Annotated in this window: 27 protein-coding genes and 1 pseudogene; 14 read left to right on the top strand and 14 right to left on the bottom strand. The window is 61.9% G+C overall.

What is annotated here, in order from left to right; all coding sequences use genetic code 11:
* The first annotated feature begins 13 nt into the window (after nt 1–13).
* The gene (locus tag F7R90_RS05245; RefSeq protein ID WP_158056217.1) at nt 14–1,144 is read left to right on the top strand and encodes a DUF63 family protein; all 1,131 of its coding nucleotides are present in this window, start codon (nt 14–16) and stop codon (nt 1,142–1,144) included.
* Between the two features lie 17 nt (nt 1,145–1,161).
* Here the strand turns inward: F7R90_RS05245 and F7R90_RS05240 are convergent, their stop codons facing one another.
* The 5 genes from F7R90_RS05240 to F7R90_RS05220 all read right to left on the bottom strand — a co-directional run bounded on the left by F7R90_RS05240 (nt 1,162) and on the right by F7R90_RS05220 (nt 7,712).
* Complete coding sequence (locus tag F7R90_RS05240; protein WP_225741267.1) at nt 1,162–1,341, bottom strand: zf-TFIIB domain-containing protein; 180 nt, start codon at nt 1,339–1,341, stop codon at nt 1,162–1,164.
* Between the two features lie 84 nt (nt 1,342–1,425).
* Nucleotides 1,426–2,487 (bottom strand): DUF2332 domain-containing protein, encoded by a 1,062-nt coding sequence (locus tag F7R90_RS05235; RefSeq protein ID WP_158056216.1) that lies wholly within the window; start codon nt 2,485–2,487, stop codon nt 1,426–1,428.
* 24 nt (nt 2,488–2,511) lie between these two features.
* Nucleotides 2,512–4,263, bottom strand: coding sequence for a YcaO-like family protein (locus F7R90_RS05230; RefSeq protein WP_158056215.1), 1,752 nt, complete (start codon nt 4,261–4,263; stop codon nt 2,512–2,514).
* 80 nt (nt 4,264–4,343) lie between these two features.
* On the bottom strand, nt 4,344–5,168 hold the full coding sequence (gene tbsP, locus F7R90_RS05225; protein ID WP_158056214.1) for a transcriptional regulator TbsP: 825 nt from the start codon (nt 5,166–5,168) through the stop codon (nt 4,344–4,346).
* 444 nt (nt 5,169–5,612) lie between these two features.
* Entirely contained in the window at nt 5,613–7,712 is a 2,100-nt protein-coding gene (locus tag F7R90_RS05220) for a CHAT domain-containing protein (protein WP_158056213.1), read from the bottom strand.
* A 105-nt stretch (nt 7,713–7,817) separates the two neighbouring features.
* On the opposite strand from F7R90_RS05220, the gene glyA reads away from it, so the two are divergent.
* Nucleotides 7,818–9,065: a serine hydroxymethyltransferase gene (gene glyA / locus F7R90_RS05215; RefSeq protein WP_158056212.1), complete on the top strand. Its 1,248-nt coding sequence runs from the start codon at nt 7,818–7,820 to the stop codon at nt 9,063–9,065.
* A 24-nt stretch (nt 9,066–9,089) separates the two neighbouring features.
* On the opposite strand, the gene F7R90_RS05210 is transcribed toward glyA, so the two are convergent.
* The gene (locus F7R90_RS05210) at nt 9,090–9,758 is read right to left on the bottom strand and encodes a PKD domain-containing protein (protein WP_158056211.1); all 669 of its coding nucleotides are present in this window, start codon (nt 9,756–9,758) and stop codon (nt 9,090–9,092) included.
* Between the two features lie 192 nt (nt 9,759–9,950).
* On the opposite strand from F7R90_RS05210, the gene F7R90_RS05205 reads away from it, so the two are divergent.
* A complete protein-coding gene (locus F7R90_RS05205; RefSeq protein ID WP_158056210.1) occupies nt 9,951–10,844 on the top strand; it encodes a bifunctional methylenetetrahydrofolate dehydrogenase/methenyltetrahydrofolate cyclohydrolase in 894 nt (297 codons plus the stop codon).
* Between the two features lie 21 nt (nt 10,845–10,865).
* On the opposite strand, the gene F7R90_RS05200 is transcribed toward F7R90_RS05205, so the two are convergent.
* Both F7R90_RS05200 and F7R90_RS05195 read right to left on the bottom strand, forming a co-directional pair.
* Nucleotides 10,866–11,222, bottom strand: a complete 357-nt coding sequence (locus F7R90_RS05200; RefSeq protein WP_158056209.1) for a hypothetical protein — start codon at nt 11,220–11,222, stop codon at nt 10,866–10,868.
* A gap of 63 nt (nt 11,223–11,285) precedes the next feature.
* Entirely contained in the window at nt 11,286–12,002 is a 717-nt protein-coding gene (locus F7R90_RS05195; RefSeq protein WP_158056208.1) for a DUF7117 family protein, read from the bottom strand.
* Between the two features lie 103 nt (nt 12,003–12,105).
* Here F7R90_RS05195 and F7R90_RS05190 point away from each other — a divergent pair, with 103 nt between their 5' ends.
* Together F7R90_RS05190 and F7R90_RS05180 are read left to right on the top strand one after the other, a co-directional pair.
* Nucleotides 12,106–12,357: a hypothetical protein gene (locus F7R90_RS05190; protein ID WP_158056207.1), complete on the top strand. Its 252-nt coding sequence runs from the start codon at nt 12,106–12,108 to the stop codon at nt 12,355–12,357.
* A 213-nt stretch (nt 12,358–12,570) separates the two neighbouring features.
* Complete coding sequence (locus tag F7R90_RS05180; RefSeq protein WP_158056205.1) at nt 12,571–12,996, top strand: DUF7528 family protein; 426 nt, start codon at nt 12,571–12,573, stop codon at nt 12,994–12,996.
* Nucleotide 12,997: 1 nt separating this feature from the next.
* On the opposite strand, the gene F7R90_RS05175 is transcribed toward F7R90_RS05180, so the two are convergent.
* Nucleotides 12,998–13,726, bottom strand: coding sequence for a lamin tail domain-containing protein (locus tag F7R90_RS05175; protein WP_158056204.1), 729 nt, complete (start codon nt 13,724–13,726; stop codon nt 12,998–13,000).
* Nucleotides 13,727–13,832: 106 nt separating this feature from the next.
* On the opposite strand from F7R90_RS05175, the gene F7R90_RS05170 reads away from it, so the two are divergent.
* The gene (locus tag F7R90_RS05170; RefSeq protein WP_225741265.1) at nt 13,833–14,810 is read left to right on the top strand and encodes a DUF1028 domain-containing protein; all 978 of its coding nucleotides are present in this window, start codon (nt 13,833–13,835) and stop codon (nt 14,808–14,810) included.
* A gap of 9 nt (nt 14,811–14,819) precedes the next feature.
* Here the strand turns inward: F7R90_RS05170 and F7R90_RS05160 are convergent.
* Nucleotides 14,820–16,130: pseudogene (locus tag F7R90_RS05160) on the bottom strand (cytochrome P450).
* Between the two features lie 127 nt (nt 16,131–16,257).
* Here F7R90_RS05160 and F7R90_RS22075 point away from each other — a divergent pair.
* The gene (locus F7R90_RS22075; protein ID WP_192498406.1) at nt 16,258–16,404 is read left to right on the top strand and encodes a hypothetical protein; all 147 of its coding nucleotides are present in this window, start codon (nt 16,258–16,260) and stop codon (nt 16,402–16,404) included.
* Nucleotides 16,405–16,713: 309 nt separating this feature from the next.
* On the opposite strand, the gene F7R90_RS05155 is transcribed toward F7R90_RS22075, so the two are convergent.
* Nucleotides 16,714–17,001, bottom strand: coding sequence for an amphi-Trp domain-containing protein (locus F7R90_RS05155; RefSeq protein ID WP_158056201.1), 288 nt, complete (start codon nt 16,999–17,001; stop codon nt 16,714–16,716).
* A 172-nt stretch (nt 17,002–17,173) separates the two neighbouring features.
* Here F7R90_RS05155 and F7R90_RS05150 point away from each other — a divergent pair, with 172 nt between their 5' ends.
* Nucleotides 17,174–17,461: a PadR family transcriptional regulator gene (locus F7R90_RS05150; RefSeq protein WP_158056200.1), complete on the top strand. Its 288-nt coding sequence runs from the start codon at nt 17,174–17,176 to the stop codon at nt 17,459–17,461.
* A gap of 116 nt (nt 17,462–17,577) precedes the next feature.
* Here the strand turns inward: F7R90_RS05150 and F7R90_RS05145 are convergent, their stop codons facing one another.
* A complete protein-coding gene (locus F7R90_RS05145) occupies nt 17,578–18,888 on the bottom strand; it encodes an AI-2E family transporter (protein WP_158056199.1) in 1,311 nt (436 codons plus the stop codon).
* A gap of 168 nt (nt 18,889–19,056) precedes the next feature.
* On the opposite strand from F7R90_RS05145, the gene F7R90_RS05140 reads away from it, so the two are divergent.
* The 4 genes from F7R90_RS05140 (at nt 19,057) to F7R90_RS05125 (ending at nt 24,060) form a co-directional block, all read left to right on the top strand.
* The gene (locus F7R90_RS05140) at nt 19,057–20,313 is read left to right on the top strand and encodes an MgtC/SapB family protein (RefSeq protein ID WP_225741264.1); all 1,257 of its coding nucleotides are present in this window, start codon (nt 19,057–19,059) and stop codon (nt 20,311–20,313) included.
* Nucleotides 20,314–20,381: 68 nt separating this feature from the next.
* Nucleotides 20,382–21,713, top strand: coding sequence for an aminotransferase class III-fold pyridoxal phosphate-dependent enzyme (locus F7R90_RS05135; protein WP_158056198.1), 1,332 nt, complete (start codon nt 20,382–20,384; stop codon nt 21,711–21,713).
* A gap of 652 nt (nt 21,714–22,365) precedes the next feature.
* Complete coding sequence (locus F7R90_RS05130) at nt 22,366–22,800, top strand: hypothetical protein (RefSeq protein ID WP_158056197.1); 435 nt, start codon at nt 22,366–22,368, stop codon at nt 22,798–22,800.
* Nucleotides 22,801–22,851: 51 nt separating this feature from the next.
* Nucleotides 22,852–24,060, top strand: a complete 1,209-nt coding sequence (locus F7R90_RS05125; RefSeq protein ID WP_158056196.1) for an alanyl-tRNA editing protein — start codon at nt 22,852–22,854, stop codon at nt 24,058–24,060.
* Nucleotides 24,061–24,080: 20 nt separating this feature from the next.
* Here F7R90_RS05125 and F7R90_RS22070 read toward each other — a convergent pair whose 3' ends face one another.
* On the bottom strand, nt 24,081–24,218 hold the full coding sequence (locus F7R90_RS22070) for a hypothetical protein (protein ID WP_192498405.1): 138 nt from the start codon (nt 24,216–24,218) through the stop codon (nt 24,081–24,083).
* A 259-nt stretch (nt 24,219–24,477) separates the two neighbouring features.
* Between F7R90_RS22070 and F7R90_RS05120 the strand changes: the two genes are divergently transcribed.
* Nucleotides 24,478–25,605: an acyl-CoA dehydrogenase family protein gene (locus tag F7R90_RS05120; protein ID WP_158056195.1), complete on the top strand. Its 1,128-nt coding sequence runs from the start codon at nt 24,478–24,480 to the stop codon at nt 25,603–25,605.
* Nucleotides 25,606–25,656: 51 nt separating this feature from the next.
* Complete coding sequence (locus F7R90_RS05115; RefSeq protein ID WP_158056194.1) at nt 25,657–26,178, top strand: HAD family hydrolase; 522 nt, start codon at nt 25,657–25,659, stop codon at nt 26,176–26,178.
* Between the two features lie 473 nt (nt 26,179–26,651).
* Here the strand turns inward: F7R90_RS05115 and F7R90_RS05110 are convergent, their stop codons facing one another.
* Complete coding sequence (locus tag F7R90_RS05110) at nt 26,652–26,897, bottom strand: DUF5822 domain-containing protein (protein WP_158056193.1); 246 nt, start codon at nt 26,895–26,897, stop codon at nt 26,652–26,654.
* Nucleotides 26,898–26,987: the final 90 nt, after the last annotated feature.

The raw sequence follows: 26,987 nt of genomic DNA, 5'->3' as shown, positions 1-26,987 counted from the left end.
GGCAACTACACACATGAGTACTGTGACGGACGACTACGACAACGAGCGACTGTGGGGTGGGGCCGTCCTCGCGCTCCTGGTCGCACTCGTCGGCGGCGCGCTGGTGTTCCCCAAGCAGGTGTACGACGGCTTCATCTGGCACTACTTCTGGGGACCGGTGCTTGCCGACGCGAAGAGTGCTGTCTGTGCGACTCGCGCGGGCGGGACGACGAAGTATCTCTACGATACAGCTGCCTGTCAAGCCGCCGCGGAGCCGGTCGCCTACCCCGGTTACACTGCTGTCTCGGAAGTCGGCTACGCGATTACGATGCTACTCGGACTGCTGGGAATCGTGTTCATGCTCCGGCGATTCGACATCGGCCAGGACAGAGGCCTGTTCTACGCGTTGTTCCCCTACATGCTGTTCGGCGGGGCACTGCGCGTCATCGAGGACGCCAACGACGAAGTTCCGCAGGGAATCGACGCGGCTATCTCGTTCCCGTGGAACACGCTCATCATCAGTCCGGTCATCTACTTCACGATGTTCTTCATCACGCTGGCCGCACTGCTAGTCAGCGTCTGGCTAGACAGAAACGGTATCATAGACAACTACTACTACCCGCTCGCGGGCATCGGCACCGCCCTGCTGGTCGGGAGTCTCGGCTATCTGAGTTACCTCGCGTTCACGACGAACTACGTCGATTTCTACCCACAGATTACGGTCGTCGTCCTCGTCGGTGCGACGCTCGTCACCGCGCTCGCGTGGTGGGGCGTCGAGCAGTTCGCGCCTGAAGTGAACTACGGGACGAAAATGATGGGCATCGTCGTCCTCTGGGCACACTCTGTGGACGGCGTCGCCAACGTGGTCGGCATCGACTGGGCGAAAGAACTCGGACTCCCGGCCGACCTCGTTCCGAAGCATCCGGTCAACCGCGCGCTCATCGGCGTCGGACAGCAGTTCCCCGAAGCGGTCCAGAACCTCATCGGAACTGCGTGGCCGTTCCTCCTCGTGAAAATCGTCGCAGCACTGTTCGTCGTCTGGGTGTTCGACGAGGAAATCTTCGACGAGAGTCCGCGCTACGCGATTCTGTTGCTCGTGGCTATCGTCGCAGTCGGTCTCGGACCGGGGACACGAGACATGCTCCGAGCGACCTTCGGCGTCTAAGCCTTACATTCGATTTTCTACGTACTCAACCGTCGCAACGTCGCGTCCGGGAAGTAGCGACCCCCACACTCCGAACATTCCGCAATCTCGACCTCGCCCGGCGCGGTGAACCCCAGCGCCTTCGCGGCGACCTCTCGTTTCGTCAGAGCGGACCCGCAGGTCGCACAGTCGAGGTCGTACTCGTTCGTCACGGACACCACGCTCCTCGTACCGAATCGAACACAAAAGATGATGTCATACGCTAACACGTAGGACGCGCCCGGTCTTAAAACCTTCCGTGGTCAGGGTTCGCTTACCCACTCGACCCATCGACCGTGTTGTTCGTAGGTGGCGAGTCGCTCCGAGTGGAAGGTTCCGTCCTCGACCGTCTGAAGTGTCAGGACGATGCCGTTCTCGGCCCAGTCTGCGGTCAAGTCGCCCGATAGGGAGTAGAGTTCTCGGTTCTCGCCCGCCGCGAGGAGCAGGTCGTCGAAGCGTTCACGCATCTCGTCGCTGAATTGATAGCGAACTTGCGTGTCGAAGACGCAGACCGGCGTCTCCGGCGGGATTTCTGCCAGCGCATCGGGGAGCAGTTCGAGGGCGTCACCTTCGCGCAACTCCGGCGGTTCGCGGCGAGCGACTTCGATAGCGCCGTCGAGAATGTCGTGGCGCTCGTCGTGTTCCGGCCAGACGAGCGACCGCAACCAGAGAGCGTCGGCGTCGTCGGTCACGTCCAGCGGATTCAGGTCGAGTCCGACCCGCGATTCGACAGGCGGAAGTCCATCGTTCTCGGGGAACGGCGGCGTCGATTCGCCACGAACCTCCGATTCGAGGACCACGGGCGAGTCCGAGTTGCCGTATCGACCGAAGGAACCGTAGTCGTAGCAGTAGCGGCCCCACAGTAGATTCAGTCCCGCGCTCGGGCCGACTTCGACCAGCGCGAGCGGACGGCGGTTCGCTCGCCGCGAAACCACCTCGAAGGCAGGCATGAGCGCGGCACACCGCCTGACGGCGTTCGTCTGGGTTCTGCGACTGGCGAGAAGGTCTCGAATCTCGTCGGCGTTTTCGAGCGCGAACTCACGGAACGCCGGGAACGGGTCCTCCTCGTCCGGGTCGGTCGCGTCTGTCGTGACAGATGGATAGAAGTCGGCCAGTTCGTGGTCACGGCGCTCGAAGAGCAGATACTGTACTCCCGCTAACAGCAGGTGCGGCGGAGACCTGCCGTCGGGCGTCTCCGCGGCGAGCGCGAGCAGTTCCGAATCGTCGGCGACGCCGCGAGCTAGACGTTCGTACAGCGGTGACGTACCGACACACCAGTCGGCAAACGACCGGAACTGCTCCCGAAGTTGTTCGGCCTCGTTCATAGCGGGACTTCGAAGTGTCGGCTCTTAGGGGTACGGATGCGGTTCGCGCTCTGGCCGGAACTCGAAGCCCAGTTCTCCGGGGACAGTTCGGGCCCTCTCGCCGAAGAAGGAGTCGCCCGTAAAGAGCGGTTGCGCCTCTGGAGCGAGGACGCGAACTGCCTCGAAGCCGACCGCCTCCACGTCGCGGGGGGTGAGCCGAGCCGCGTAGACGTCGAGGTCCGCGTCGGCGACTCTGTCGAGGACGGCGTCGAGTTCGGCTTCTCCGCTCGCGTCGTCAGCACCGACGCTCGCGCTCGGAATCTCCGTCTCGACGGCGACGAACTCGCGGGCCGTCTCGGGGAAGTCGGCGTACTCGCCGATAGCGCCGTCTGCGTCGGCGGCGTCTTCGCGGCCCATCGAGCGCAGTTCCATCCAGTTCTGGAGTGCTTCTGCGAGTGCGGAGGTAGCCGCCGCGTCCGGGTCCAAGTCGGCGTCCGACCCGACGGCGAACTGAGGCCATGAATTTTCGCGGTGGACGGCGACTGCGACGACTGGCACGTCTACGTCTTGCGTGACAAGGAGGGGCGTCACGGAGAGTTCTTCCGCTCGGGCGCGCTTTTCGAGCGTCTCGAAGGCGTCGCTCTCGACGCGCAGTCCGAGCGGGTCGAACGAGGAGTACCACGAGAGCATCGTCGCGTCGCGCTCTATGGTCTCGTAGAGTCCCGACAGCAGTGCTTCGACCGACGAATTCCCTAACCCGAGACCGGTCGTGATGGAGGGTTTGTAACGCGTCTCCGGAGGGGGGAACTGGACGAACTCGGCGGGAAGCAAGGTTCGCTCGTCAGTGTGAAGGTCCGAGCCTTCGACCCACCGAATCGACTCCGTCGGGTCGGGTTCGGGCCAGTCTTCGGGTCGCACGAACCGGTCGGGAGCGACCACCGAATCGAAGTCGGCGGGACCGCCGGATTGGAAGTCTGCGGGTCGCCCGCTCTCGAAGTCGTCGTCGCGATAGACGCCCGCGCTGTAGCGTTCGAGGGCCTCGCCGAGCGCCTTCATCAGTGCGGCGTTCCAGTCAGCCGCGACGCCTGCGGCCTGTTCGGCGGCTTGCACGTCACTAAATCCGGTCGTGTCGGCGACTTGTGCGAGGTAGTACGGTGCAGGGAACGACTCGACCTCGCCGATAGACGAGACGACGCCGACGCGGTCGTCTACGGTCTCCTCGGCGCGCGCCAACGCGTCGTCGATAGCTACGTCGGTGTACCCGCGGTCGAGCGTGGGGTCGCGATGCGTACCGGTCGCGCAACTACACCCCGGAACCGGCAAGACGTTTCGCTCTGCGTGCGGAAGTTCGAGGACACCACCGAGGACCGACGACTCGCCGCCGGAGACGAGTGTCGCGGCCTCCCGCCCGGCGAGCGCACCCGCGAAACGGGCGTTGGCTTGGTCGATATCGGGTGAGTCGGTCCCTTCCTCGGCATTGGCCGCGACGCGCGTTCGAAGACAGTCGAAACAGGCGGTCGGCGGCGCGAATCCCGAGACCGCTGCGTCCACCTCGGGGACTGCGTAGCCACCGACACCACCCAGTTCGACCGCGAGCCACGGCGTTCCGCTCTCGCGGGCGACTTCGGTCGCTCGCTCGAACGCGGTCGCGCCGACTGCGTCGGCGACGACCGCGAGGTCTGCGGCCGCGATTCGCTCTACGTCCGTCTGGACGACGTCGGCGTTCGCGTCACCGAGCGCGGCCATCGTCGCTTCGGCCGCGGGTCCGGACCCGACGAGCGCGACAGTAGGAGACATACATCGACCGAAGAAAGCGACTGGCAAAAACGCAGTGCTACCGCTGTCGAAGATTGCGTCTCGAAAAAGGTGTCTGCTCGTTAGTTCAGCATGCTCTGGGCGACCCCAGCGATCTGGTCCGTGTCCGCACTGCGAAGGTCGTCGTTAGCCAACTTCAGGCGCAGGCGCGGACGGCCGACGTCGATGGGGACCTTCTCGGTGCCGATGAGGCCCATGTCTTCGAGCTTCGTCTTCGTGCGGGAGAACGTCGCCTTGCTGGCGATACCGACATCCTCGCCCCACTTGCTGATGTCGTACAGCAGCGCTTCGTTCTTCGCCGCGACGAGCAGGCTGATGGTGACTTCGTCCAGACCGTCGCCGTCTCCACGGGCGGTCTCCATCGAGGACAGCACCTCGTCGAAGTCTTCCTGTGCGTCGGGGCTGATTTCGTCGCCGAGCGTCTCTCGAACGCGCGAGAGCGGCGGCGTGCGCAGCGAGAACTGGCTCGCGTCTTCCCACTGTGCCTCGTAGGAGTCGTACGCGTCGCCGACGAACGTCTCGTCGTCGGTGGTCAGGCCCCCGACGTGGTCGTCGGCGGTGACGAGCGCGATGACGACCTCGTCCGTGACGAGCAGGGAGTTACTCGGCACTTCGTCGGTCGTACGGAGCGAGAGTTCGCCCGCGTCGATGAGGTCCGCCGCGTTACTGGCGACGATGAAGTCCTCCATCACGTCCTTGAGAGTACCTTCCTGTGCGAGCATGCGCACGGTCGGGAGGTCACCCTCGTAGTCCGTAGCGACGTTGATCAGTTCTTCGATGGTGTCCTTCGACGGGTTGACGACGAGCATTGCGTCGGGCGCGTCGTCGACGACGGTTCGAAGGATGTCCGCGATGTCTTGGTCGAGCAGGTTCGATTCCGTGTCCATATTCCGACAAACGTCCTACCCCTACTTAATTTTAACGTTAGTAGTAACCGGAAATCACAGATTATACGAGCAGATGAAGGCGAGGATTGCATAATTCTAACCAGAATCCCGGGATGGATTTCCTTACTGTGGCCAGCACTCCGTACTGAGATTTCGAACGTCAAACCAGATGTCCGAAGAGCCTATCCACCCCTCGCTGTCGATTTTACTGAGAGTACGCCATTTTTAATGGCGGGTTTCCAGCTGTTATTCCCGCTATAACTCACGGATGAAAAGTGCGAAAGAATGAAGTGATGAGAGAGAATACCAAAGAGTAACCATGCGCGAGAAAATCCGGCAGCGAATTGTTGAGAGTCCGCGTGCGATGGATGGAGCTTACGGTCTGATGCTGTTTGGTGTTCTTCTGACAGAAGTGGGGACCAATACGATTGGAGCAGAAGGACCCTAACGTAATTTTTTAATTAATTCGTTAGACCAATAAATTTCGCCGTCGTAGATTACGGGTGCATTCATAGTTCGGATTGCCGAAATAGCCTCAGACTTCACGGCAGAGACTGCGACTTTATTTCCTTGCAAGTGAGCCTTATTTTCATCCTTAAAGTAAGTGTAGTATATTATCCCATTATTGTGTAAGGGGAGATAATCCGACTGAATTTCGTATTCTCCATCTTGTTCTTCCAGATAGAGTATGGAAGCGTTATTATGGCCAGTCTGCGTCAAAACGTGCGACCCATCACCCACTACCGCATAGTCTTTCCCCATCATAATCCGACGGCGAGCATAGCGTAACGCGAGGTCGATGTTAAATCCATTTATCAGCAATCTCGCGAACGTCACACCGACTTTGGCGGCTTGCTTGTTCAGAACTTTGGTGAACGTCACCGCGCCAGCGACGCTCCCTTTCTCCACTAGGTCGTGGCCCTCGTAGTACGACCCGCAAGCGTTCAAGAAGAATGTCTGAACGTTACACTCCTCTATGTCCGAGACAGACAAGTTCCCGTTCGAACATCTGAGGCCGCTCTCTTCGCAGTGACCGATGTAGTGGACGAAGTCGTGGTGAGACTCCAACACCTCGGCGAGTTCTTGTTTCGTGAGATACTCTTTCACTGTCACGTCGATGGGGAGTTCCTCTGCTCGCTCGCGGTAGATGTTGGCGACGTCTTCGTGTTCGTTGATCATCTCCTCGTCGTTGAGAATGACCGTCACGTCGATGTCTCCGTCGCTGTGGTCGAAGTACTTGAATTTGTTCTCGTAGGTCTCCGGAACGACTTTGAACACGTCTATCGGAACGCCGTCGGCCAGCCAGCCGTTCACTCGACCCTCGTGGAGAACTGGGTCGCGTCTATCGACCGACTTTACTGACCCAGCACCTGCACGGACGGTGGTATCCTGGGCAAGCGACTGTTTCGGGGGTTCGACGTCACCCGCCCGGTAGAAATCACCGATAGACTTGTTCAGTAGCTCTTCTTTCTCCAAATCGGACGACTCGGGAAGGTAAATGATGGCGAGGTTGTTGAGGAAATACGGCAGACACGATACGTTGTCCACTGTGGGTTCGACGTGCATAGCGAGGTGCCACTCGGGCAACTCGTCGTCGATGCGCTCGTAGGGAGCGTCGAGATACGTAGTGAGTCGTTCAGCGGGCGTCGCATCGTAGGCGCGTTCGGCGTCGATACCGACCGTATCGAGGAGTTCCATCTCGGCTAAGTCCCAACTGTAGTAGCCCTCGTTCCGGACGAGACAGTCCAAAAAGAAGACCCGCCGAAGCATATCGACGACTTCGTGTTGGAACTGCGGCAGCGACTCGAACTCGTGTTCCACGCCAGTTTCGGGTATTTTCAGGACGGGCGCGTTGCAGTCGGCGACCGTCATCTCCGCTTGCAAGTAGTACGCGAGCGGTGCCGCGACGAACGTGTACCGTAACTCGTCGGGAACGACGACTTCGATACCTGTCTCGAACCGCTCGTCACGAACCGCATCGGGAATCTCGGTGTCTTTGCCGACTTCTATTCGCGGTGGGTGACTACGGAGCGTCGGATACGAACGCATCGGCCCGTCAGTTTTGTGCGTGGCCGAGGAGTACGTAATCGCTGTCGCGACGCCTTCGGGCGTCGGGGGGACGGTGATAGTCTCGACTGGTTCTTCGTTGAAGCTCCGAAATCCGAACGTTACGAGCGTCTCGTCCGGCAAGCCGATGTGAAGTTCACTGAAATCCTCGCTCTTCGAAATCGTCGCAGGCCCCGAGAAGCGCAGGTACGTCTTGATGTTGGCTTCGATGTTGAGTAGGTAGTCGTCGGCCGAAAGCTGTAGGGTCTCTGCGTCGCCGCCGTGTTTGTACTCATCGTCGCTCGTCAGGCTAGAAGCAGTCACCAACGCAGACGGGAGTCGCAGTTCGGAGACGTATCCAGATACCGTTCCATCGACAGGTCGCTCGATTTCGTAGTCCGCATCCGACCCCACCCAGTCCTCAGCGTCAATACACACCTCCGTCTTCGTACGGTCGTAGACCCGCAACCCAGACTCCGTCTCCTCCCACTCGATCATGTCGCTGTTAGACCATGAATCTCACCGTGAGTTTATATGCTTGTCGCCAAGGTAAGGAGTCCCGCGAAAGGTACACTTATACTTCGCGCGGAAGGGGTTTCTTGCATGGACTACGACCGCGTCCGCGAGACAGACCCGCAGGTCGCAGACGCCCTCGAAGCCGAAGTCGAGCGCCAACGTGACACCTTGGAAATGATTGCGAGCGAGAACTTCGCGAGCGAAGCCGTCATGGAAGCGCAGGGGAGCGTCTTCACTAACAAGTACGCAGAAGGCTACCCCGGTTCGCGCTACTACGGTGGCTGTGAGAACATGGACACCGTCGAGAGTCTGGCAATCGAACGCGCCAAGGAGTTGTGGGGCGCGGAGTACGTCAACGTGCAGCCACACGCTGGTACGCAGGCGAACATGGCAGTCTACTTCGCGATGCTCGAACCCGGCGACAAGATTCTCTCGCTGGACCTGACCCACGGTGGCCACCTCAGCCACGGCCACCACATGAACTTCGCGGGCCAACTCTACGAAGTCGAGCAGTACGAAGTAGACACGGAGACAGGTCGTCTCGACTACGAAGCCATCCGCGACCACGCCGAGGAGTTCGACCCCGACATCGTCGTCTCGGGCTACTCCGCGTACCCACGCGAGATTCAGTGGGAGCGCATCCAGGAAGCGGCCGAGGCCGCAGACGCCTACCATCTGGCCGACATCGCGCACATCACGGGTCTCGTCGCGGCGGGCGAACACCCCTCGCCAGTCGGCATCGCCGACTTCGTCACCGGTTCGACCCACAAGACGATTCGCGCCGGACGCGGCGGCATCGTCATGGCCGACGAAGAGTACGGCGACGACATCGACTCGGCCGTGATTCCGGGCATGCAGGGCGGCCCGCTGATGCACAACATCGCCGGAAAAGCGGTCGGTTTCGAGGAGGCACTCCAACCGGAGTTCGAAGAGTACGCCGCCCAGACCGTCGAGAACGCGAAGGCGCTCGGCGAGACGTTGCAGGACGAAGGCTTCGGACTCGTCTCGGAAGGCACCGACACGCACCTCGTGCTGGTTGACCTGCGCGAATCTCACGAAGACGTGACCGGCAAAGACGCCGAGAAAGCCCTCGAAGAGGTCGGCATCGTGCTGAACGCGAACACGGTTCCGGGTGAGACGCGCTCGCCGTTCGTCACCAGCGGTATCCGTGCCGGGACGCCCGCGCTCACCTCCCGCGGATTCGACGCCGACGACTGTCGCTACGTCGGCGAACTCATCGCACGGGTCATCAACAACTACGAAGACGAAGACGTGAAAGCCGAAGTCGCCGAGGAAGTCCAGAACCTCTGCGAGGCGAACCCGCTGTACGAATAAAAATAACGAGGCGCCCCGGCGGCGTCAAACGGTGATTGTGATTACCTTTTCTGCCGTCTGCCCTTCCTCGTCGGTGACGCGAAGTCGGACGTCGAAGTCGCCGTCGGCAAAGTTTTCGAAGAAGCCAGGACCGGTGAAGTTGACGCCGTAGAAACCGTCACCGGCGGAGTTACGCGACCACTCGTACTCGACGATTTCACCGCGAGGTGAAGTCGAACGGGTGCCGTCGAACGTGATTTCTCCGTCGCCGCCCCGGACCATCTCGATGCGGGGAATGGGTGCGGTGGCTGTGCCGTCACCGTACACTTTGAACGAGAACTGACTGGTGTCGGTGTTGCCGTTACTATCGGTGACTTTGAGTTTGATACTGAAATCACCCTGTGCGAACGATTCAGAGAACGTCTCGCCCTCCTTCACGACACCGTAGAAGCCGTCGCCAGCGGAGTTTCGATACCACTCGTACTTCGTGATGTCGCCAGTCGAATTACTGCCGTCGAAGGTGACGGTCGTTCCTTCTGTCACCGGAAGCGGGTTCGTGTCGATGACGGCGGTCGGACCCGCGGCGGCCGCGTTTCCGGATGCCGCGGACGCGCCGACGAGACCGACGCCCGTCGCACCCATTACTTTCAGAGCGTCTCGTCGGTCCCACGTGTTCGTGCTGTCCGTCTCGGTCGTGTCGTTTTCTGGCGACATAATACCATCATCATTCTACTTAATTAAATAATTGACTGATTCAAAAGAATATGTTTGTGTGGTACTACGGGATACGTCCTGCGGCTATCCCGGACAGATAGAATGCAAGTTTGTGCCTATTTCTCCGAATAATCACGAAGAAATACGCACGAACCCGAGAGTTCAAGAGTCTCGACGCCGCACCTGTAGGTGATGACCGAAATCATCGACGGCAACGCCGTCGCTGAACGAATCCGTTCGGACCTCCAAGACAGCATCGAGACGCTCGCCGACGAGGGTGTCACGCCCGGACTGGCGACGGTCCTGATGAGCGACGACCCCGCCAGCGAGACGTACGTTTCGATGAAACAGCGCGACTGTGAAGAGGTCGGAATCAACGGGATTCACGTCGAACTCGACCCCGACGCGCCCGCTCAGGAGCTGTACGACACTATCGACGACCTGAACGCCGACCCCGAAGTCCACGGCATCCTCGTCCAGATGCCGGTCGTAGAGCAGGTGGACAAACGCCGCGTCCTGCGCTCCGTAGACCCCGAAAAAGACGTAGACGGCTTCCACCCGGAGAACGTCGGCCGCCTCGTCGCTGGCAACGCGCTCTACAAGCCCTGCACGCCCCACGGCATCCAGAAATTGCTCGAATCGGCCGACGTGGAGACGGAAGGCGCGGAAGCCGTCGTCGTCGGCCGCTCGGACATCGTCGGCAAACCGATGGCGAATCTCCTGGTGCAGAAGACGCCGCTCGGCAACGCGACGACGACGGTCTGTCACTCCCGAACGAAGGACCTCGAAGCGCATACCAGCGAGGCCGACATCGTGATTGCGGCCGCTGGCGTCCCCGAGTTCATCACGGGCGACATGCTGAAAGAGGGCGCGGCAGTCATCGACGTGGGGATAAATCGTGTGGACGCAGACAACGACAAAGGCTACGAACTCATCGGTGACGTGGAGTACGACTCCGCGAAGGAGAAAGCGGGCGCGATTACCCCGGTTCCCGGCGGCGTCGGTCCGATGACTCGCGCGATGTTGCTCTACAACACGGTGAAGGCCGCGGGTCGGCAGGAAGACGTTTCGGTCGAACTGCCCTGAATTACTTCTCTCTGCTCGATTTTAGCGCCGTTCGATTTTCCGGTCGAGTTCCGACAGCCGCTCGGCCTCGTTGTGGATTCGTTCGCCCTCTCGGCGCGCTGCCTGCTGTTCGTTGTAGGCGTAGTTCTCGTAGGACTCGCCGGACCCCTCGACGCGACCCTCGTTGTTGTCGATGCCTCTCGTCCGTCGTTTCTGCCAGATTAGCCAGAGCAGGACGAACACCGTGACGCCGAGGCCGACGAACCGGACGAGTTGGCCGCCGTCGAGTTCGGGGAGGAAATCCCCGTTCAGCCACGGCATCGCCACTGGAACGAGGACGAGGCCGATGACTAACAACCAGAGTAGCGTGCGGACGGGCGACGGCGCGTCGGTCCCCATGCCTAGTTAAATGGTAGCACGCACCAAAAGAGTTGCCCGGAATGCCGACTTCAAGACTTCGCGCTACGCCAATTTTCCGAATCGTTCGCGCGCGCTAGCGAGCGCGTCCACGTCGTGCTCGCGCAAGTACGCGCTCACGTCGCGGGTCGCCGCCACGAGGCTGTCGGCCGTCTCGGGGGCAACGTCGCCGTCGAGTGCGCGGATTCGTTTGACGTGGTCGCCGAGCGTCTCCAGCGCGGAGTGACCGTCGTCGTCCACGTCGTTCTCGGCCGCCCAGTCGGCCATCTCGCGACGGTACTCTTGTACGGCGTTTCCGTAGGCGAGACCGCGCACCTCGTGCATCGAGGGCGGCACGTCGCTGGCTGGCGGTCGGTCGCCGTCTTCGGCCCCGCGCAGCAGCGAGAGGAAGTAGAGTTCTTCGTCGTCGCCCACGTCCATCGCTCGCCCGACCGTGCTGGCAGCGTGGCGCAGTTCGACGGCCGCGAGGTAGGTGTCGTCGAGCGCGAGGAGGTCGCCGCCCTTGATGAACCCGCGCTGGCGGACGTAGTCGCGGGCTGACTCCTCGGCAGTCTCGGCGACCGACCGCAGTGATTCGGCGTCGGTCGCCTCCTTGGCTTCGGTCAGGTCGAGTTCGACCGGAGTCGCAGTGTGGAGCGCGCGGTCGTCGTCCACGCCGACACTCCGGACGCTCCCACAGGATGGACACTCGACACTCTCGGTCTCGTAGTAGGACCACCGCGTTCCACACTGCTTGCATTCCCGTTCGCCGCGGACTTTCATGCTCGGTCGTTGGGCGCGAACTCACAAAGGCCCGGCGGAGCGACCTCCGAAGGACTCGAAACAGTCACGAACACTTATGATTCTATACGGTAACAGTTATCGTATGACAGAGGAGGTCGAAGAGCGAGTACTTCGAGTCCGAGTGCCCGTCTCCGAGGGCTACTGGCGCGACTACGGCGCGCCGCTCGCCTTGCTGCTCGCAGTTCTGCTAGGGCTGGCGTTCCTCCTCGGCGGCCTCTCCACCGACGCGTTCTTGGTCGGCGTGCTGTTCGTCGGTCTCTCGCTGAGTGCCATCGTCGCGGGGTTGATAGCGTACAACGTCGCGGTGATGGCGCTGCTGGCGGCGAGGCGCTAACGGGACCGACCCAACCTTTTATCACCTCGCTACCACTACAGTAGCTTGCAATGTCGAGTCATAGCCTCAGTCACGAGGATAGAGTAAGTCGCCAGTCGGCGGCTGGTCGAGAAATTCTCGACCGAGACCACTAATTCTGCGTCCAGTAGCGTCGAAGCGGCCGATAGCGACGGCAACACCGAGTGCGCAGAGAAGACAGTCGATGACGTCACGCTGACTGCCGACGGCGACAGCGTCACGCTGACAGTCGGCGAAGACTGCCACGAACTCACCAGAGCCGAAGCCGACGAGTTACGGACGGCGCTGGGCGAAGCACTGACCGAGCGCCGAGAGTTCTTGCAGACGGTCGGTCAGCACCGCGACGACGGGAGTTACGTCGTCGAGCGCAAGCGCGCGAACTCCTCGGGCCACCGGAAAGTGTTCGAGAGTTTCGACGCGCTCCGACGACTCTACGAACGACTGCCCGATGAGTTCACCGCCGAGGAGGTCGGCCAAACTGGTCTCAGCGGCGGTCGTCGTCACATGCTCGTTCACCACTTCGCCGAACATCCGGCCTTCGACTGCGAACTGGCGCGGCGGCAGCCGTTGACCGGGAAGAAGACTACCAGAGAGTCGGGAGGGACCTCTGGGACGGAGTAGCCTACGCGTACTCGCGTTCGAGGACAGTCTCGCCGTCCGCGTTACGAACGACCAGTCTGTCGCCGTCGTTGTTCAGTATGGGTTCGTCGGAACCGACGACGAGCGTGTCGTGGTCGCCGAGTGCCGGGTCCTCGTTGTCGTCGTGTGCCGCGTCGTCTGTTCGGACAACGACGCGTTCGGTCGAAGCCAACGAGAAGCCGTCCGGAAACTGGAACCACTGGCCGTAATCGCCGAACCAGATGACGTATCCTGTCAGGTCGAGCGGCGAACAGCCCGGATTCTCGAAGACGACGAACTCGTCGTCGAGGTTCGCCCGTTCGTCGCCAGAGGCGTCCTCGTGGACGGCCACGAGCGCCAGTCTCGGCGGGCCGGAACAGTCGCGCGCAGGGCAGACGCGAGCGACGTCGGTGACTCGCTCGTCGCACGCGCGAGACACCTCGTCGGAACCGTCGAAATCCGGGAATTCGTCACCGCTGGCGTCGTCCAACACGACGGCGACGAGTCGGCGAGAGTCCTCTATGCGTTCGTCCAGTTCGATTCGAACGTCGTCGTACGCACCGGCTTCGAGGTAGTTCGAATGGCCCAGAATCGGTCGGAGCGAGGCGTCGGTATCCGTCGTGAGGAAGACGAAGCCACCCGCTGTGAGCGTCGCGCTCTCGACGGTTACGCGCCCTCGTTCGACCCGCTGGTCGGGGAGATTCACCGAAGCCGTCGAAGTGCAGTCGGTCACGTGTAGCTAGTTGCTCGGCGAAGCGATAAAACCGCCAAAATACCCACATTTCTACAGCGTTCCTGTGACGTGAACGCTTTTCGTCCTCGCCCCCCATGAGTCGTGCATGCCAGAGCAAGCCATGCCGACACGGTCGTCTACCGGTTCGCAATCAACGACCTCCCCGCGACCATCTACCTTCTCCATCGTCGCCCGCGACCCCGAGACCGATGCCGTGGGAATCGCCGTCCAGTCGAAGTTCGTCAGCGTCGGCTCTGTCGTCCCCTTCGCCAGTGCGGACGCTGGCGCGATAGCGACCCAGAGCTTCGCCAACGTCTCGTACGGCCCGGACGGGTTGGCGATGCTCCGCGACGGCGCGTCTGCCGAGGAAGTCGTCGAAGAACTCGTTTCTGACGACCCAGATGCGGCGAGCAGACAGATCGGAATCGTCGACCGAGACGGCTCCGTGGCAGGCTACACCGGCGAAGAGTGCTTCGAGTACGCCGACGACCGGCAAGGGGAGCACTACGCCGTGCAGGGCAACATCCTCGAAAACGCCGAGACGTTGGACGCGATGGAAGCTACCTTCGGAGAGACGGACGGGGGCCTGCCCGAGAAGCTACTCGCCGCGCTCTACGCGGCCGAGGAGGCAGGTGGCGACAAGCGCGGCAAGCAGAGCGCGGCGCTGTACGTCGTCAAACCCGAAGGCGGCTATCAGGGGAACAACGACCGCTGGATAGACGTGCGCGTAGACGACCACGAGACGCCTATCGCGGAACTCGAACGGGTGTTCAAAATCTACGACGTGACCCTACTCGAACGCGAGGAACCGGAGGAGTTCGAAGAATTGTCTGGCGAAGTCGCTAGCGAGGTGACGAGCGTGCTGAACGAACTGGGATTCTACGACGACAAATCGTCGGAGACGTTCGGCGAAGTCGAGCGTGAGGCGCTCGAAGACTTCCGCGGGCTGAACAACTTCGAGAACCACGACGTGCGACTGCTAGAAGACGCGCTCGCTCGCGGGTGGGACGACGCCACTGGTGCAGGCGAGGAACGCATGGTAGACGCGATTTGGCACGGACTGTCTCGGTTGGACCGAAAATAGGGGAACAGGTCAGCGACGACGCACCGTCGCGTGGACGTTGGTTTCCGGACGGAGCGAAAGCGAGGGCGCGAACGTCAGCGGTCCCGCTGTCGAGACGTCCAACTCGACGCGGCCGACCATCGTCGCCAGCGCCAGCACCAGTTCGAGGCGGGCGAATCGCATTCCGATACAGTGGCGTGGGCCGCCACTGAACGGGAAGTAGGCGTACTCCGGCCGTTCGATGTCGCGGTCCCACCGCGACGGGTCGAACGTCTCCGGGTCGTCTCAGAACCGGTCGTCGCGATGGAGTACCCACTGGGGAAGCATCAGTTGCGTGCCTGCCGGAATCTCGTATCCACCGAGCGTGACCGTCTCGGTCGCTTCTCGGTTCACGGCCCACGTAGGCGGATAGAGCCGAAGTATCTCGTTGACGACGTTCTGAGTCTGTTCGAGCACGTCGAAGTCGTCTACGTCGGGGAGTTCCCCCGCGAGTACTGTTTCGGCCTCTTCGACGAGCGACTCGCGGACGTCGGGGTTTCTGCTCAGTTCGTACCACGCGTAGGTGAGCGACACTGCCGTCGTGTCGTGGCCCGCGAGCAACAGCGCCGTCAGGTTGTCCTGCACCTCCGCCATCGAGAGGTCGCCGCGTTCGTGGGCCGCGAGGAGGACTGAACAGACGTCCCCATCACCAGGTGAGCGGTCGGCGAGTACGCCCGCGACGTAGCTGTCGAGGTTGCCGATGGCTCGCTCGAAGCGACGTTGCGTCGGCGTAGGCACCCAGTCGGGGAGCAACTGGCCGAACCGTCGAGGGTCTGCCCGGTCGATGAGCGCGTCGGCGGCGTCTTTCACGACGGCCTCGTCGCCCTCCATATCGACGCCGAGGAGTGTATCGCCGAGGATACGGAGCGTCAGCAGACGCATCTCCTCCAACAAGTCGAACTGGTCGCCAGCGTCCCAGCGACCGACGTGTTCGGCGGTGCGGTCGGCCATCTGACGACCGTACCCGCGAATACCGTCCCACGTGAACGCGGGTTGGAGCCCCTTGCGCAGGCGCGTCCACTCGTCGCCGGTACTGGCGGTCACTGAGTCGTCCTCGACGCCGCGGAACGTCTCGCGTTGCTGTCGGCCGACAGTAAACGTCGATTCGTTCTCCATCAGTACCTGCTCGATCAAATGTGGCTCAGTGACCAAGTACAACGATTGGCTCGGGAAGTTCAGTCGGACGACATCCCCCTGCTTCGCCCACTCCGTCATCGAACCGAACGGGTCGCGCGAAAAGTCGAGGCCGTGCCCGAGTAGTGGCACGCCGTCGGGTGTCGGTGGACGCTTCGCTTGGTTCATGTTTGGGGATTGGAAGAAGTAGGGCGAAAAGTTACGGCCTCGTATCCACGGCTCTACCATACCTACCGCTCTCTTTTCACAGGTCTACCCCACCGCACTCATAACCCCAGAACGCCAACAAGGAGATATGAGAGACGAGGAGGAGATTCGAGAGCAGTACGAGTTCCTCAAGGAGCAACTCGACAGCGAGGAGATGCGACACAAAGGTGTCGAAGAGATGTTCACCTACTACAAGCGGGCACTCGGGTGGGTACTAGAAGAAGAGCACATCTAAACAATTTAACTGCATGGAAAAATTTCGGCGAAGAGTTTCTGAAATTGGGGTACAGCGGTGCATCCGGCACTGATTTCCGTCGCCGGTACATTTATAGTCGTGGGGTGTTATGCAGTAAATGACGCTTCGCTTGGAGGGCCGAAGCGTCAGCGGGGACCAATTCAGGGCGGCAAGCGGTTCGCGGGGCTTTTTCACCCCCGCGTGTTCCGCTTTCCTTTCGATGAAAATTACACCGTGAGTGGTCGCTGTGTGCATGTCCGCTGACTACTGTTCCACCCAGCGAAATACCGACAGGAAGGCGAAACGTGGTTATTCGATTTCGAGCGTCCCGCTCGACCCGGACTGGTCTGCTCCTTCGTCCCACTCTAGCTCGAACTCGACGCTGAGTTCGGCGGGGCCGCCTCCCGAAGACGTTTCGCGCTCGGCTTTCACTTCGAACGTCGGTTGTGCAGGCACCGCGAGCGACACTGACTGGTCGCCTGCGGCCAAGGTCATCTTCTCGCCAGCTTCCAGTTTCTCCGCGACCGTTCGGAGGTACGCGGCGACGTCGGCACGGGATTGGCGGCGCTCGGTTTTGAAGAGTACTTCTTCTGGCATAGTACCACAAACGCGCTCCACTGTCATATACGCGTCGTCCATTTGATACCGAACGAGAAGATTGCGAGTCCAGACGCGAACTTCCACCGAACTGCCGTGACGGGAGGTCGTGAAGCGACTCCGATGGGCCGTTATCTTCAATTCGTTCGAAAGCTTACTCTGTACGTCACCGATGTACGACCTGACTGGATTCCAACGTGACCTGCTCTACGTCATCGCCGGACTGGACGAACCGCACGGTCTCGCCATCAAAGACGAACTCGAAGCGTACTACGAGAAAGAGATTCACCACGGCCGACTGTATCCAAACCTCGACACCTTGGTGGACAAGGGCCTCATCGAGAAAGGACAGCGCGACCGCAGGACCAACTACTACACGCTGACCCGCCGCGGCACCCGCGAAATCGAGGCCCGACGGGAGTGGGAAGCCAAGTACGTCGACTTACCGGTCGAGGCGTAGTTCCAGACCGAAGACGCAGACACGTTGGATGGGCGTGGGGGAACCGGGGAGTCAGACCGACGAACGAGCGAGAAGCACGCGCGAAAGGAGGGAGAGAAAGCGAGAGCGCCAGACCGTTACGACTCCGGCGTTCCCGGACCAGTCGGCGACCGAGGCGTGTCGTCGGCCGGTTCCGAGTCGGTTATGGCGTCGCCAGTTCCGACCTCCCCGGCGTCTGTTTCGGCGGCTTTGCGGGCCGCGTCAGTTCGTGGGGTCTCGTCGCCGGTCGTCGTCTCGTTTACACCGGCCGTCTCGGTGCCCGTCGGTTCGAAGAGATAGGTCGGGTCCACGGCCCACGGCCGAATCGGTTCGCCCGCGATTAGCTCCGGGAGGACGATGCGGACGAAGTGGACGACCAGCACCAGAATCATCGGCCCGAGGAAGATGCCGTACCACCCGAACAACAGCGGACCGAAGATGTACGCCAGCATCACCATGCCGATGTGGAGGTCTCGCCCGGAGACGTACGGCCGCAACACGAGGTCGGGAATCGTGTCCACGACGACGAACGAGACGGCCGAGAACAGCGCGGGGAACCAGAGCAGTTCCGGACTCTCGACGGCGGAACGGATGCCGAGATATGCCGCTACGGGGAAGTAGACCAACTTCATGCCGACGACCGGGATGAGGCTGGCCGCGCCAGCGAGCAAGCCGATGAGCGTCGGATACGGAATCGCCAATGCAGGCGGCGCGACGAGGTTCACGAGGTTGTACGCCACTGCACCGATAGTGCCCGTCATCAGGGCGTTCAGGATGTTGCCGAAGAAGATGCTGTTGAAGTCGCGGTCCACCGCCCGAACGTAGGCTTCGAGGACGCCCCCATCGTCGGCGAACTGTCGGCGGGCGTACCGCGAGAACCGGTGGTCGTCCCGAAGCAGGTAGAACGCGATAGCTATCATCACGAACAGGTGAAGTAGACCCGTTCCGACCAGTCCGACGTACTGAAACGCAGAGGTGGCAATCTCGCGAACGACGTCGGTACTCCCGCCGGGGTTCGTCAGTATCTCGTTGGGCGTCTGTGCGACCGACGAGGCGTTGATGAACGGTTGAACCTGCGTCCAGAGTCCGTTGATGTCCGCCAGTGCGCCCTCGTTCTGCAGTCGCCGAACGACCTTCCCGAACTCCTGTAGCGCGATTGCGCCGGTGTAAATCATCAACAACAAGACCGGGAGTGCGAGCGTGAACAGTGCCGTCGCTGCAGCGAGACTCGCTGGCCGAACCTTTCGACGCAGTCGCCGATAGACGGGGCGCGTCGCGTAGTAGATGAAGACGCCGAAGACGAACGTCCCGATGAACGAGTGGACGACGAACAAGACGGCCGCTGCCAACGCGAGTCCGAAGCACCACCAACCGACGCGCGAGCGATCTACGTTCCAGCCGTCAACCATAACGCTGTCACTGTCACCGCGCGACAAAAAGGTTCGTCTCCTGATGTCAATCGAAGTCGCTGGCGTCGGATTCTTGCACGTGACTCTGGCACGTCAATCGACATCATTTTCCGGGAGGAATCGGCGATTAGGGAGTACTATTTATGCCTACATACCGTAGGTCGAACAGTGCCGGGCTTGTTCGACTTTCTGACGAGTGCGCCGCTGAACAATCAGGTCGTCCGTATCGCCTTAGCGGGTGCGCTGGGATTGTTCCTCGGCCTCGAACGGGAGTGGTCCCACAAGCCTGCAGGGGTGCGGACGTTCACCCTCATCAGCCTGCTCGGAGCGGTCTTCACGCTGCTCGACCGTGACGTGTTGCTCGCGCTCGGCGGACTGCTCGTCATCGTCCAAGGAATCTTGCTCGCAGTGCAGGGTCTCACCGAAGACGAAGAAGGACTCTCGCTGACCACCTCCGTCTCGATGCTGGTCGCGTTCGGCGTCGGCGCGCTCGTGATGGAAGGCTACACGGTCGTGAGCGTCTCCGTCGCGGTACTGTCGTCGCTGTTGCTCGTGCTGAAGCGCGAGCTACACAGTTTCGCGTGGGGACTCTCCCGCGAGGAACTCCGCTCGGCGGTGGAGTTCGCAATCCTCGCGTTCGTCATCTATCCGCTGTTGCCCGCCGAGGAACTGGCGTTCGGCATCGAACCGCGAGTCGTCTGGCTGATGGTCGTCACAGTGGCGGGCATCGGCATCGTCAACTACGCCGTCGTCGAGACCTACGGCGGTCGCGGCATCGCAGTCACGGGCTTCTTCGGTGGTCTCGCGTCCTCGACTGCGGTCGTCGGGACGATGCTCGACCACGTGAGACAGCGCCCGCAAGCGAGTTCCTACGGCGTCGCGGCCATCCTGCTTGCGGACGCCGCGATGGCGGTGCGGAACCTCGGTATCGCGCTGGCGTTCACCGTCACGAGCGACATGCCGATTCTCTACGGCGCGGTGTTGCCGCTCGGGGCGGTCATTTTTGGGAGCGTCGCCATCGCGGCCTACACCGCTGACTGGTCCGAGAACATCGATATCGACCTCGAAAGCCCGTTCTCGATGCGCAACGCACTCGGGTTCGGTGCCATCTTCCTGTTCGTCATCGCTGGCGGCGCGGCGGCCCAACAGCAGTTCGGCTCTGCGGGGTTCTACGTGACTGCGCTGCTGTCGGGACTCGTATCGAGTGCCGGTGCGACTTCCTCGGCAGTCGTGCTGTACCGCGGTGGCTCCATCGGCCAGAGTACGGCCGTCATCGCCATCTTGTTGGCGACGGCGTCCTCCATTGCCGTGAAGGCCGCGCTGACGCTCTCTGCTCCGAACCGTTCGTTCGCCTACCGAGTCGCCGCGTGGAGCGGCGTGCTGTTGGCGGCGGCGAGCGGGGCCGCGCTCGTCGCTACCGTGTAAAGCGGTTTGACAATTTTTGCCCGAACCACAACGAACCGCTTAAAACGGGGTCTTCCATACTCGGTGACATGGACCGAGACACCGCCGAACCGACCGTCGAGCGGATGCCGGGCAAACGAGCGAGCGAGTGGTCGGAGTACCACCACCAGTTCTCCGCACCGAGTACCTACGTCTACGACTTCGTCTGGGACTACATGGAAGACGCGGAGGGGCCGTTCTGTACCGACGTGGACGGCAACGTCCTCATGGACTTCACGAGCCACGTCGCGGCCGCACCGCTGGGGTACAACAACCCCAAAATCATGGACAAGATGGACGAGTTCGAGCTTCCGGATCCCACCAAAATCGCGGGACAGGACTTCTACGCGGCGGGTGGCTGGCCGCCGGAAGAGCCCGAGTTCCCCGGCCCGACGCAACTGATGGACCGCCTGACCGATCTGACGAGTCACTACGACATGGACACTGTCTTCCTCTCTAACTCTGGCGCGGAAGCGGTCGAAAACGCCATCAAAATCTGCTACGCGAGCGGTGGCCACCGTGCGTTCACCTTCGACGGCGCGTTCCACGGCCGCACGCTCGGGGCACTCTCGCTGAACCGCTCGAAGCGGGTCCATCGACAGGGCTACCCCGAAATCGGCGGCGTCGTCTCGCTCCCCTACCCCTCGACGGAGGCGGAGTACGAAGAGAAGTGGCTGACCGACGGCCCCGGCGGCAACGTCCTCGCCGACAAGTTCGACGACAGTCAGGGAATTCTCGACCCACAAGAGGTTGCCTACGTCATCATGGAACCCGTGCAAGGCGAAGGCGGCTACCGAACCCCGCACGATGGATTCGTCAGTGACCTCGCCGATATCCGCGCGGAGTTCGACCTGAACGTCATCGCCGACGAGATTCAGGCCGGGATGGGCCGCACTGGGAAGATGTGGGCCATCGACCACCTTGACCTCGAACCGGACGTAATCACCTCTGCGAAGGGTCTGCGCGTCGGTGCGACCATCTCGCGCAAGGACGTGTTCCCGGAAGAGAAGGGCCGACTCTCCTCGACGTGGGGCGCGGGCGACATCGTCTCCGCACTACAGGGCGCGCTCACCATCGACGCAATCGAAGAGTACGACCTGCTCGACAACGTCACCGAGCGCGGCCGCCAGATGCGTGAACTGCTCGAAGACGCCGAATTGCCGAACGTCATCGACGTGCGCGGCGCGGGCCTGATGCTCGCCGTCGAGTTCGACACCAAAGACCGGCGCGAGGCAGTCGTGGACGCCGCGATGAAGCGCGGCCTGCTGACGCTGGGTTGTGGCTACAAGACGCTCCGCCTGCTCCCGCCGCTCGACGTGACCGAGCGCGAAATCGACCTCGCGTTCGACCTCTTCGCGAGTGCGGTCGAAGACGTGGCTTAGGGCGGGGAGTTTCGGGTTCCTTCTATTTCGCTGGCTTGCTCTGGAGAGACACGATACTACTCAGACCACCCGGCGCGCGCTGGCGCGACCGCAGAGCGTGTCGCGCTAACTTCGCGCGAGGGACGAGGACCACAACGCGGACGACGCGACTCGTCGCGTCGTCCGAACCTGAGGACCGCAGTCGGTTGGGGAGGGTGTGGCTGCTGCGGTTGCGGTGCGGTCTCTCCTCGGTTTCGGGAGTAGCTAGTTTCACTGCTGATTTTGCCAACTAAGCCAACTCAGCCAATTCAGCCGATTCAGCCAATTCAACATCACTTCTTCCTCGAAAGACCCCGTCCGTTCACGGCGCGAAGCGCCGTTATCTCGGGAGAGCTTTGCTCTCCCGGTGGTCGCGGTCGTTCTGCGGGATATTTTGGCCTCTCCCCACAGCACGACCAACATAGTAGCCCGTAGAAGCAACCACGTGAACGCGAGCGTCCGGCCCCTTTCAGTCTCGCGAGCGAAGTGAGTGGGAAGTCGAAAGACGCGCTCGGCGCGTCTTTCGGTAGTCCCACCCTGTTGGTTGAGTAGGCAGGCCAAAGCAGACCCCTTTCCGACCACTCCCGTCACACCTCCCTCAAGATTGATAGTGTAGAAAACACATACAGCTATCATGTACGAACTCAGCGACTCGCTTCGGGAGGACCCACCTCCCATCGCTCGCCTCCTTCGAGCAATCGAGACGCCGTACGCTGGCGCGCTCGGCATCCTCACTGTCGTCGCTGTCGTTGCACTCCCGCACCCACTGCCCGAACTCCACCCCGGCGTCTACACCGTGGTCGGTCTCGCCGAGGGCGTCGGCCTTGCAGTCGCCGCGGAGAACCTGCTGTGGCGGCCCACGAAGTCCTTCGACGCCCCGCGAGCAGTCAGAAAGATTCTCGCCGTCGTCGCCGCAATCGCCGTCTTCGTCAGTGCCATGGTCGTGCTCGGAGTCACGCTCGAACTCCGCGATTGGGCGCTTCTGGCCGGGTTCGCCGTCGCGGTGCCCGCCGCGCTGACCGGCATCGACTACCTGAAAGCACGGGTTCGGCGGGACCTGCTCACCTAATTTCGACCGCCAACGTGACCCTTTAGTCGGCGCGTCTACTTCTCACACGCTATGAGTCAACTCGCGGCACGGGACCCGTACACGACCAGTTTCGAAGCCGAGGTGACGAGCACCGACGAGCGTGCGGTTACGCTCGACGAGACCTACTTCTACGCCGAGAGCGGCGGACAACCAGCAGACCGTGGCAACCTCGCCGGAATCGAAGTCGAACACGTCGAAAAGCAGGGCAGGGGAATCGTCCACCATCTCGCAGACGCCCCCGAGTTCGAGGTGGGCGACACAGTGCAGGCCCAAATCGACCCCGAGTTCAGGACCTACGCGATGCGCGCCCATACGGCGAGTCACGTCCTCTACGGTGCAGGGAGAAGACTCCTCTCCGACCTCGGCTACGGCGGGTTCGACATCGGCGCGGAGAAGGTCCGCGTCGATTTCACCACCTCGACGGACATCGACGACGAGACGCTGGTCGAACTCGAACGACTCACGAACCGCGCAGTCTGGGACTCCCTCTCGGTCACGTGGGAGGAAATCTCCGAGGAGGCCGCCAGAGACCGCGAAGACATCGCGTTCAACACCAAGACAGAGGAGGGCGTGATGAGCGACTCCGACATGGTCCGCGTCGTGGACATCGACGGCTGGGACGTGGCGGCCTGCGGCGGCACGCACGTCGAGAACACCCGCGAAATCGGTCCCGTTACGGTTCTCTCGCGGTCTAATCCCGGTGAGGGTCTCACCCGCGTCGAGTTTGCAGTCGGTCCCGCCGCGATTCGCCGCAGAGCCGAGGACGCCCGCGCCGCCCGCGAGGCCGCCCAGACACTGGACGTTGGCGTCTCCGACCTCCCGGAAGCCGCCACGCGGGCGAGCGACGACATCGAGCGACTGGAGAGCGACCTCCAAGACGCGAAGTCGGAGGTGCTAGACGCCCGCCTCGCGGACCTCCGGAACGACCCCGTGGAGCGCGAGGACGGCAGTCACTGGCTAGTCGGCACCGTCGCCGACTTCGGACCGAACGAAGTGGGTGAGCGAGCGAAAGAACTGGTCGGTGAATCAGCGGACAGTGGCGCCACAGCGGTAGTCCTGACGGGACAAGACGGCGCGACCTTCGTCGTCGCCGCGACCGGTGGCGACCCAGAAGCAGGCGATATCGTAGACGACGTGACGGAGGAATTCGGCGGTGGAGGCGGCGGCAGTCCGACGTTCGCACAGGGCGGCGGACTTGACGCGGACCCCGAAGCGGTCGTCTCGTATCTTCGGGAGTAAGACAGGAAGAAACGAGACACTCAGACGCCGTTCTCAGAACAGACGACGTAGACGGTTCCATCGCTGTGAGAACCACCCATCGGTTGCACGACGAGACCGTGGTCGTCGGCGATTTCCTGAAGTCGCTGGGGAGGATTTCTGGGTCGGTGGGGACGCATGTGATACCGACTCGCCGGGCGAATCTACCCCTCAGCGTCTCCGGTTCGGGGTAGTCGTACTCGATTTGACCGTCGAGTATCGGATTCGCCGACTCCGGGTCCGAAATCTCGAAGTCGTAGCCAGCCTCGCGCAGGTCGTCTCGGGCGGCCTCCAAATCGGTCGGCACGCGAGAGAGTAGCGGCCGAACTGACAAAAATCCGTTCCGCGGCCGCCCGGAAAAGGGGCAACTTTTTCCACGCACTCCTCAACAACGCGAGTATGAACCTCTCCGACGAACAGCGAGCAATCCGGGACGTAGTCCGGGAGTTCGCCGTCGAGGAAATCCGCCCGACTGCCGAGGAAGCAGACCGCGAACAGTCGTTCCCCGAGGAGGTCTGGGACGGACTCGCGGAACTGGACATGACGGGGATGACCGTCCCCGAAGAGTACGGCGGTCTGGACGTAGACACGCTGACCTACAGCGTCGTCAACGAAGAAGTCGCCTACGGCATGCTGTCGGTCGCGACGGCCCTCTCGGTTCACTGCCTCGCCACCTCCTGCATCGCGGAATTCGGCGACGAAGCCCAGAAGGAACGCTGGCTTCCCGAGATGGTCGATGGCCGACCCGTCGGCGCGTTCGCGCTCTCGGAGCCACAGGCCGGGTCGAACCCCGCCGAGATGACCACTGAAGCGAAGCGGGAGGGCGACGAGTACGTCATCAACGGCAAGAAGCAGTGGATTACGAACGGCAACCGCTCCGGCGTCGTCATCCTCTTCGCCAAGACCGACCGCGACGACCCGCGCTCGATTACGCAGTTCGTCGTGCCGAAAGATACGGACGGTCTGGAGGTCGGCAAGAAAGAAGACAAACTCGGTCTGCGCGCCAGCGACACGACCTCGCTCATCTTCGACGACGCCCGGATTCCCGCCGAGAACCGACTGACGGAGGAGGGCAAAGGTCTCTCTGCCGCGCTGTCGATTCTGACAGGCGGTCGCATCGGCATCGCTTCCCAATCGGTGGGTCTCGCCCAGTCGGCACTGGACGAGGCGATGGAGTACGCACAGGACCGCGAGCAGTTCGACAAGCCGATTGCGGAGATTCAGACCATCCGGCACAAACTCGCCGACATGCAGACGCAGGTGCAGGCGTCGCGCCTGCTGACCCGCGACGCCGCGCGCACCGACGACCGCGGCGAGAACCCCGAGATGGCCGCCAGCATGGCGAAGTACTTCGCCAGCGAGGCCGCGGTGGACGTGACCAACGAAGCGGTCCAGATTCACGGCGGCTACGGCTACACCACCGACTTCGACGTGGAGCGAATGTACCGCGATTCGAAGATTACGACCATCTACGAGGGCACCAGCGAGATTCAGAAGAAGGTCATCGCGCGGAAGTTGCTCGACTGACAGACGTTTTCGACCGAAGTTCCTTTGCGCACCCTCCACCTACGCCAATTCGTGACGAGAGACGTGTCTGCGGTCGTCTACGACTTGGACGGAACGCTGGTCCGCCTCGCGGTCGATTGGGAGGCCGTCGAGCGCGGACTGACCGAACTGCTCGAATCGGAGGGCATCGACGCCGAGCCACTGGGTTCGTGGACGTTGCTCTCGGCGGCCGAAGACGCCGGAATCGGCGAGGAAGCCGACGAACTCATCGCGGAGGCAGAGCGCGAAGGCGCGCGCGAGTCCAGTAGACTACCACTCGCGGACGAGTTGGGGGAGCGTGATGTCCCCGTGGGAGTTTGTTCGCTGAACCACGAGGACGCCGTCGAAATCGCGCTGGAGAAGCACGACTTGATGGGCGAGGTCGGAAGCGTGGTCGGTCGCGGGACTGTGCCCCATCGGAAACCGCACCCGCGAGCGTTGTTGGCCGCCGTGGAGGAGCTGGGCGTGGAAGCTGAAGAGGTGCTGTTCGTTGGCGATTCGAAGAGCGACGAGACGACCGCAGAGCGGGCGGGGACGAAGTTCGAGTGGGTGTAGCGGGGAAACATAGAACAGAACGCGCTCAGTAAATCGAACCATCGGAAACGCCCGGCGACCCATTCCACAGGGTGGGACTGAAAGGGGCCGTGCGCTAAACGAACCCCGACGAAGTAAGCACCGTAACGCAGTGAGGAGCGTGGTTCGAGAGAGCATCGCTCTCTCGTCATCACGAAAGACCCGTCGGGTCTTTCGAACGACAGCAAGTCGCGGGAGTTAGCGCACGGGGGCTTTCTAGGAGGTTACTACTGTGTCATGGTTTTTGCCATCGAAGTCGGTAGAGTCGAAGCTAGCTACACCCGATACCTAGAAGACCGCCCGCACAGCACCGCGAGAGCCACACCCTCCCCAGCCGATTCGCTCACGTCCATTCGCTCATCCCTCGCACGGAGATGGCGTGACACGAGGTCACGCCAGCGCGCGCCAAACCGAAACCAGGTCTCTCGAAACAGACCAAACGTTCCCGAACACTCTCACGCCACGTTCTCTTCCTTTCGGGCGTACAGAAACACGCCCACAGCCACGATAAACCAGACGAGCGCGCCGACCCGAACCGCGAACGACACCCGAGAGGCCCATGTCGGTAGCGAGACGCCAGTCGCAACTGCGAGCAGGGCGACGATTGGCGCGCCGACGACGATGGTGAGGACGAAGGTCGTCTGCATGACCCACCCGTAATCGACGCCTTCGGGGTCGTGAGACTCGACTGGCTCTGGCACAGTTCGAAGGCAGGCCCCGCAGAGCTTAAATGTGCACGATGCGCTGTGCGGCGAGGAGTTCGGCGAGAATTCCGACAACCCGAACGTTCA

This window comes from Halorussus halophilus (assembly GCF_008831545.1).
GTDB lineage: Archaea > Halobacteriota > Halobacteria > Halobacteriales > Haladaptataceae > Halorussus > Halorussus halophilus.
The sequence above is the reverse complement of the archived record's forward strand: the minus strand, read 5'-3'. Positions and strand labels throughout refer to the sequence as shown.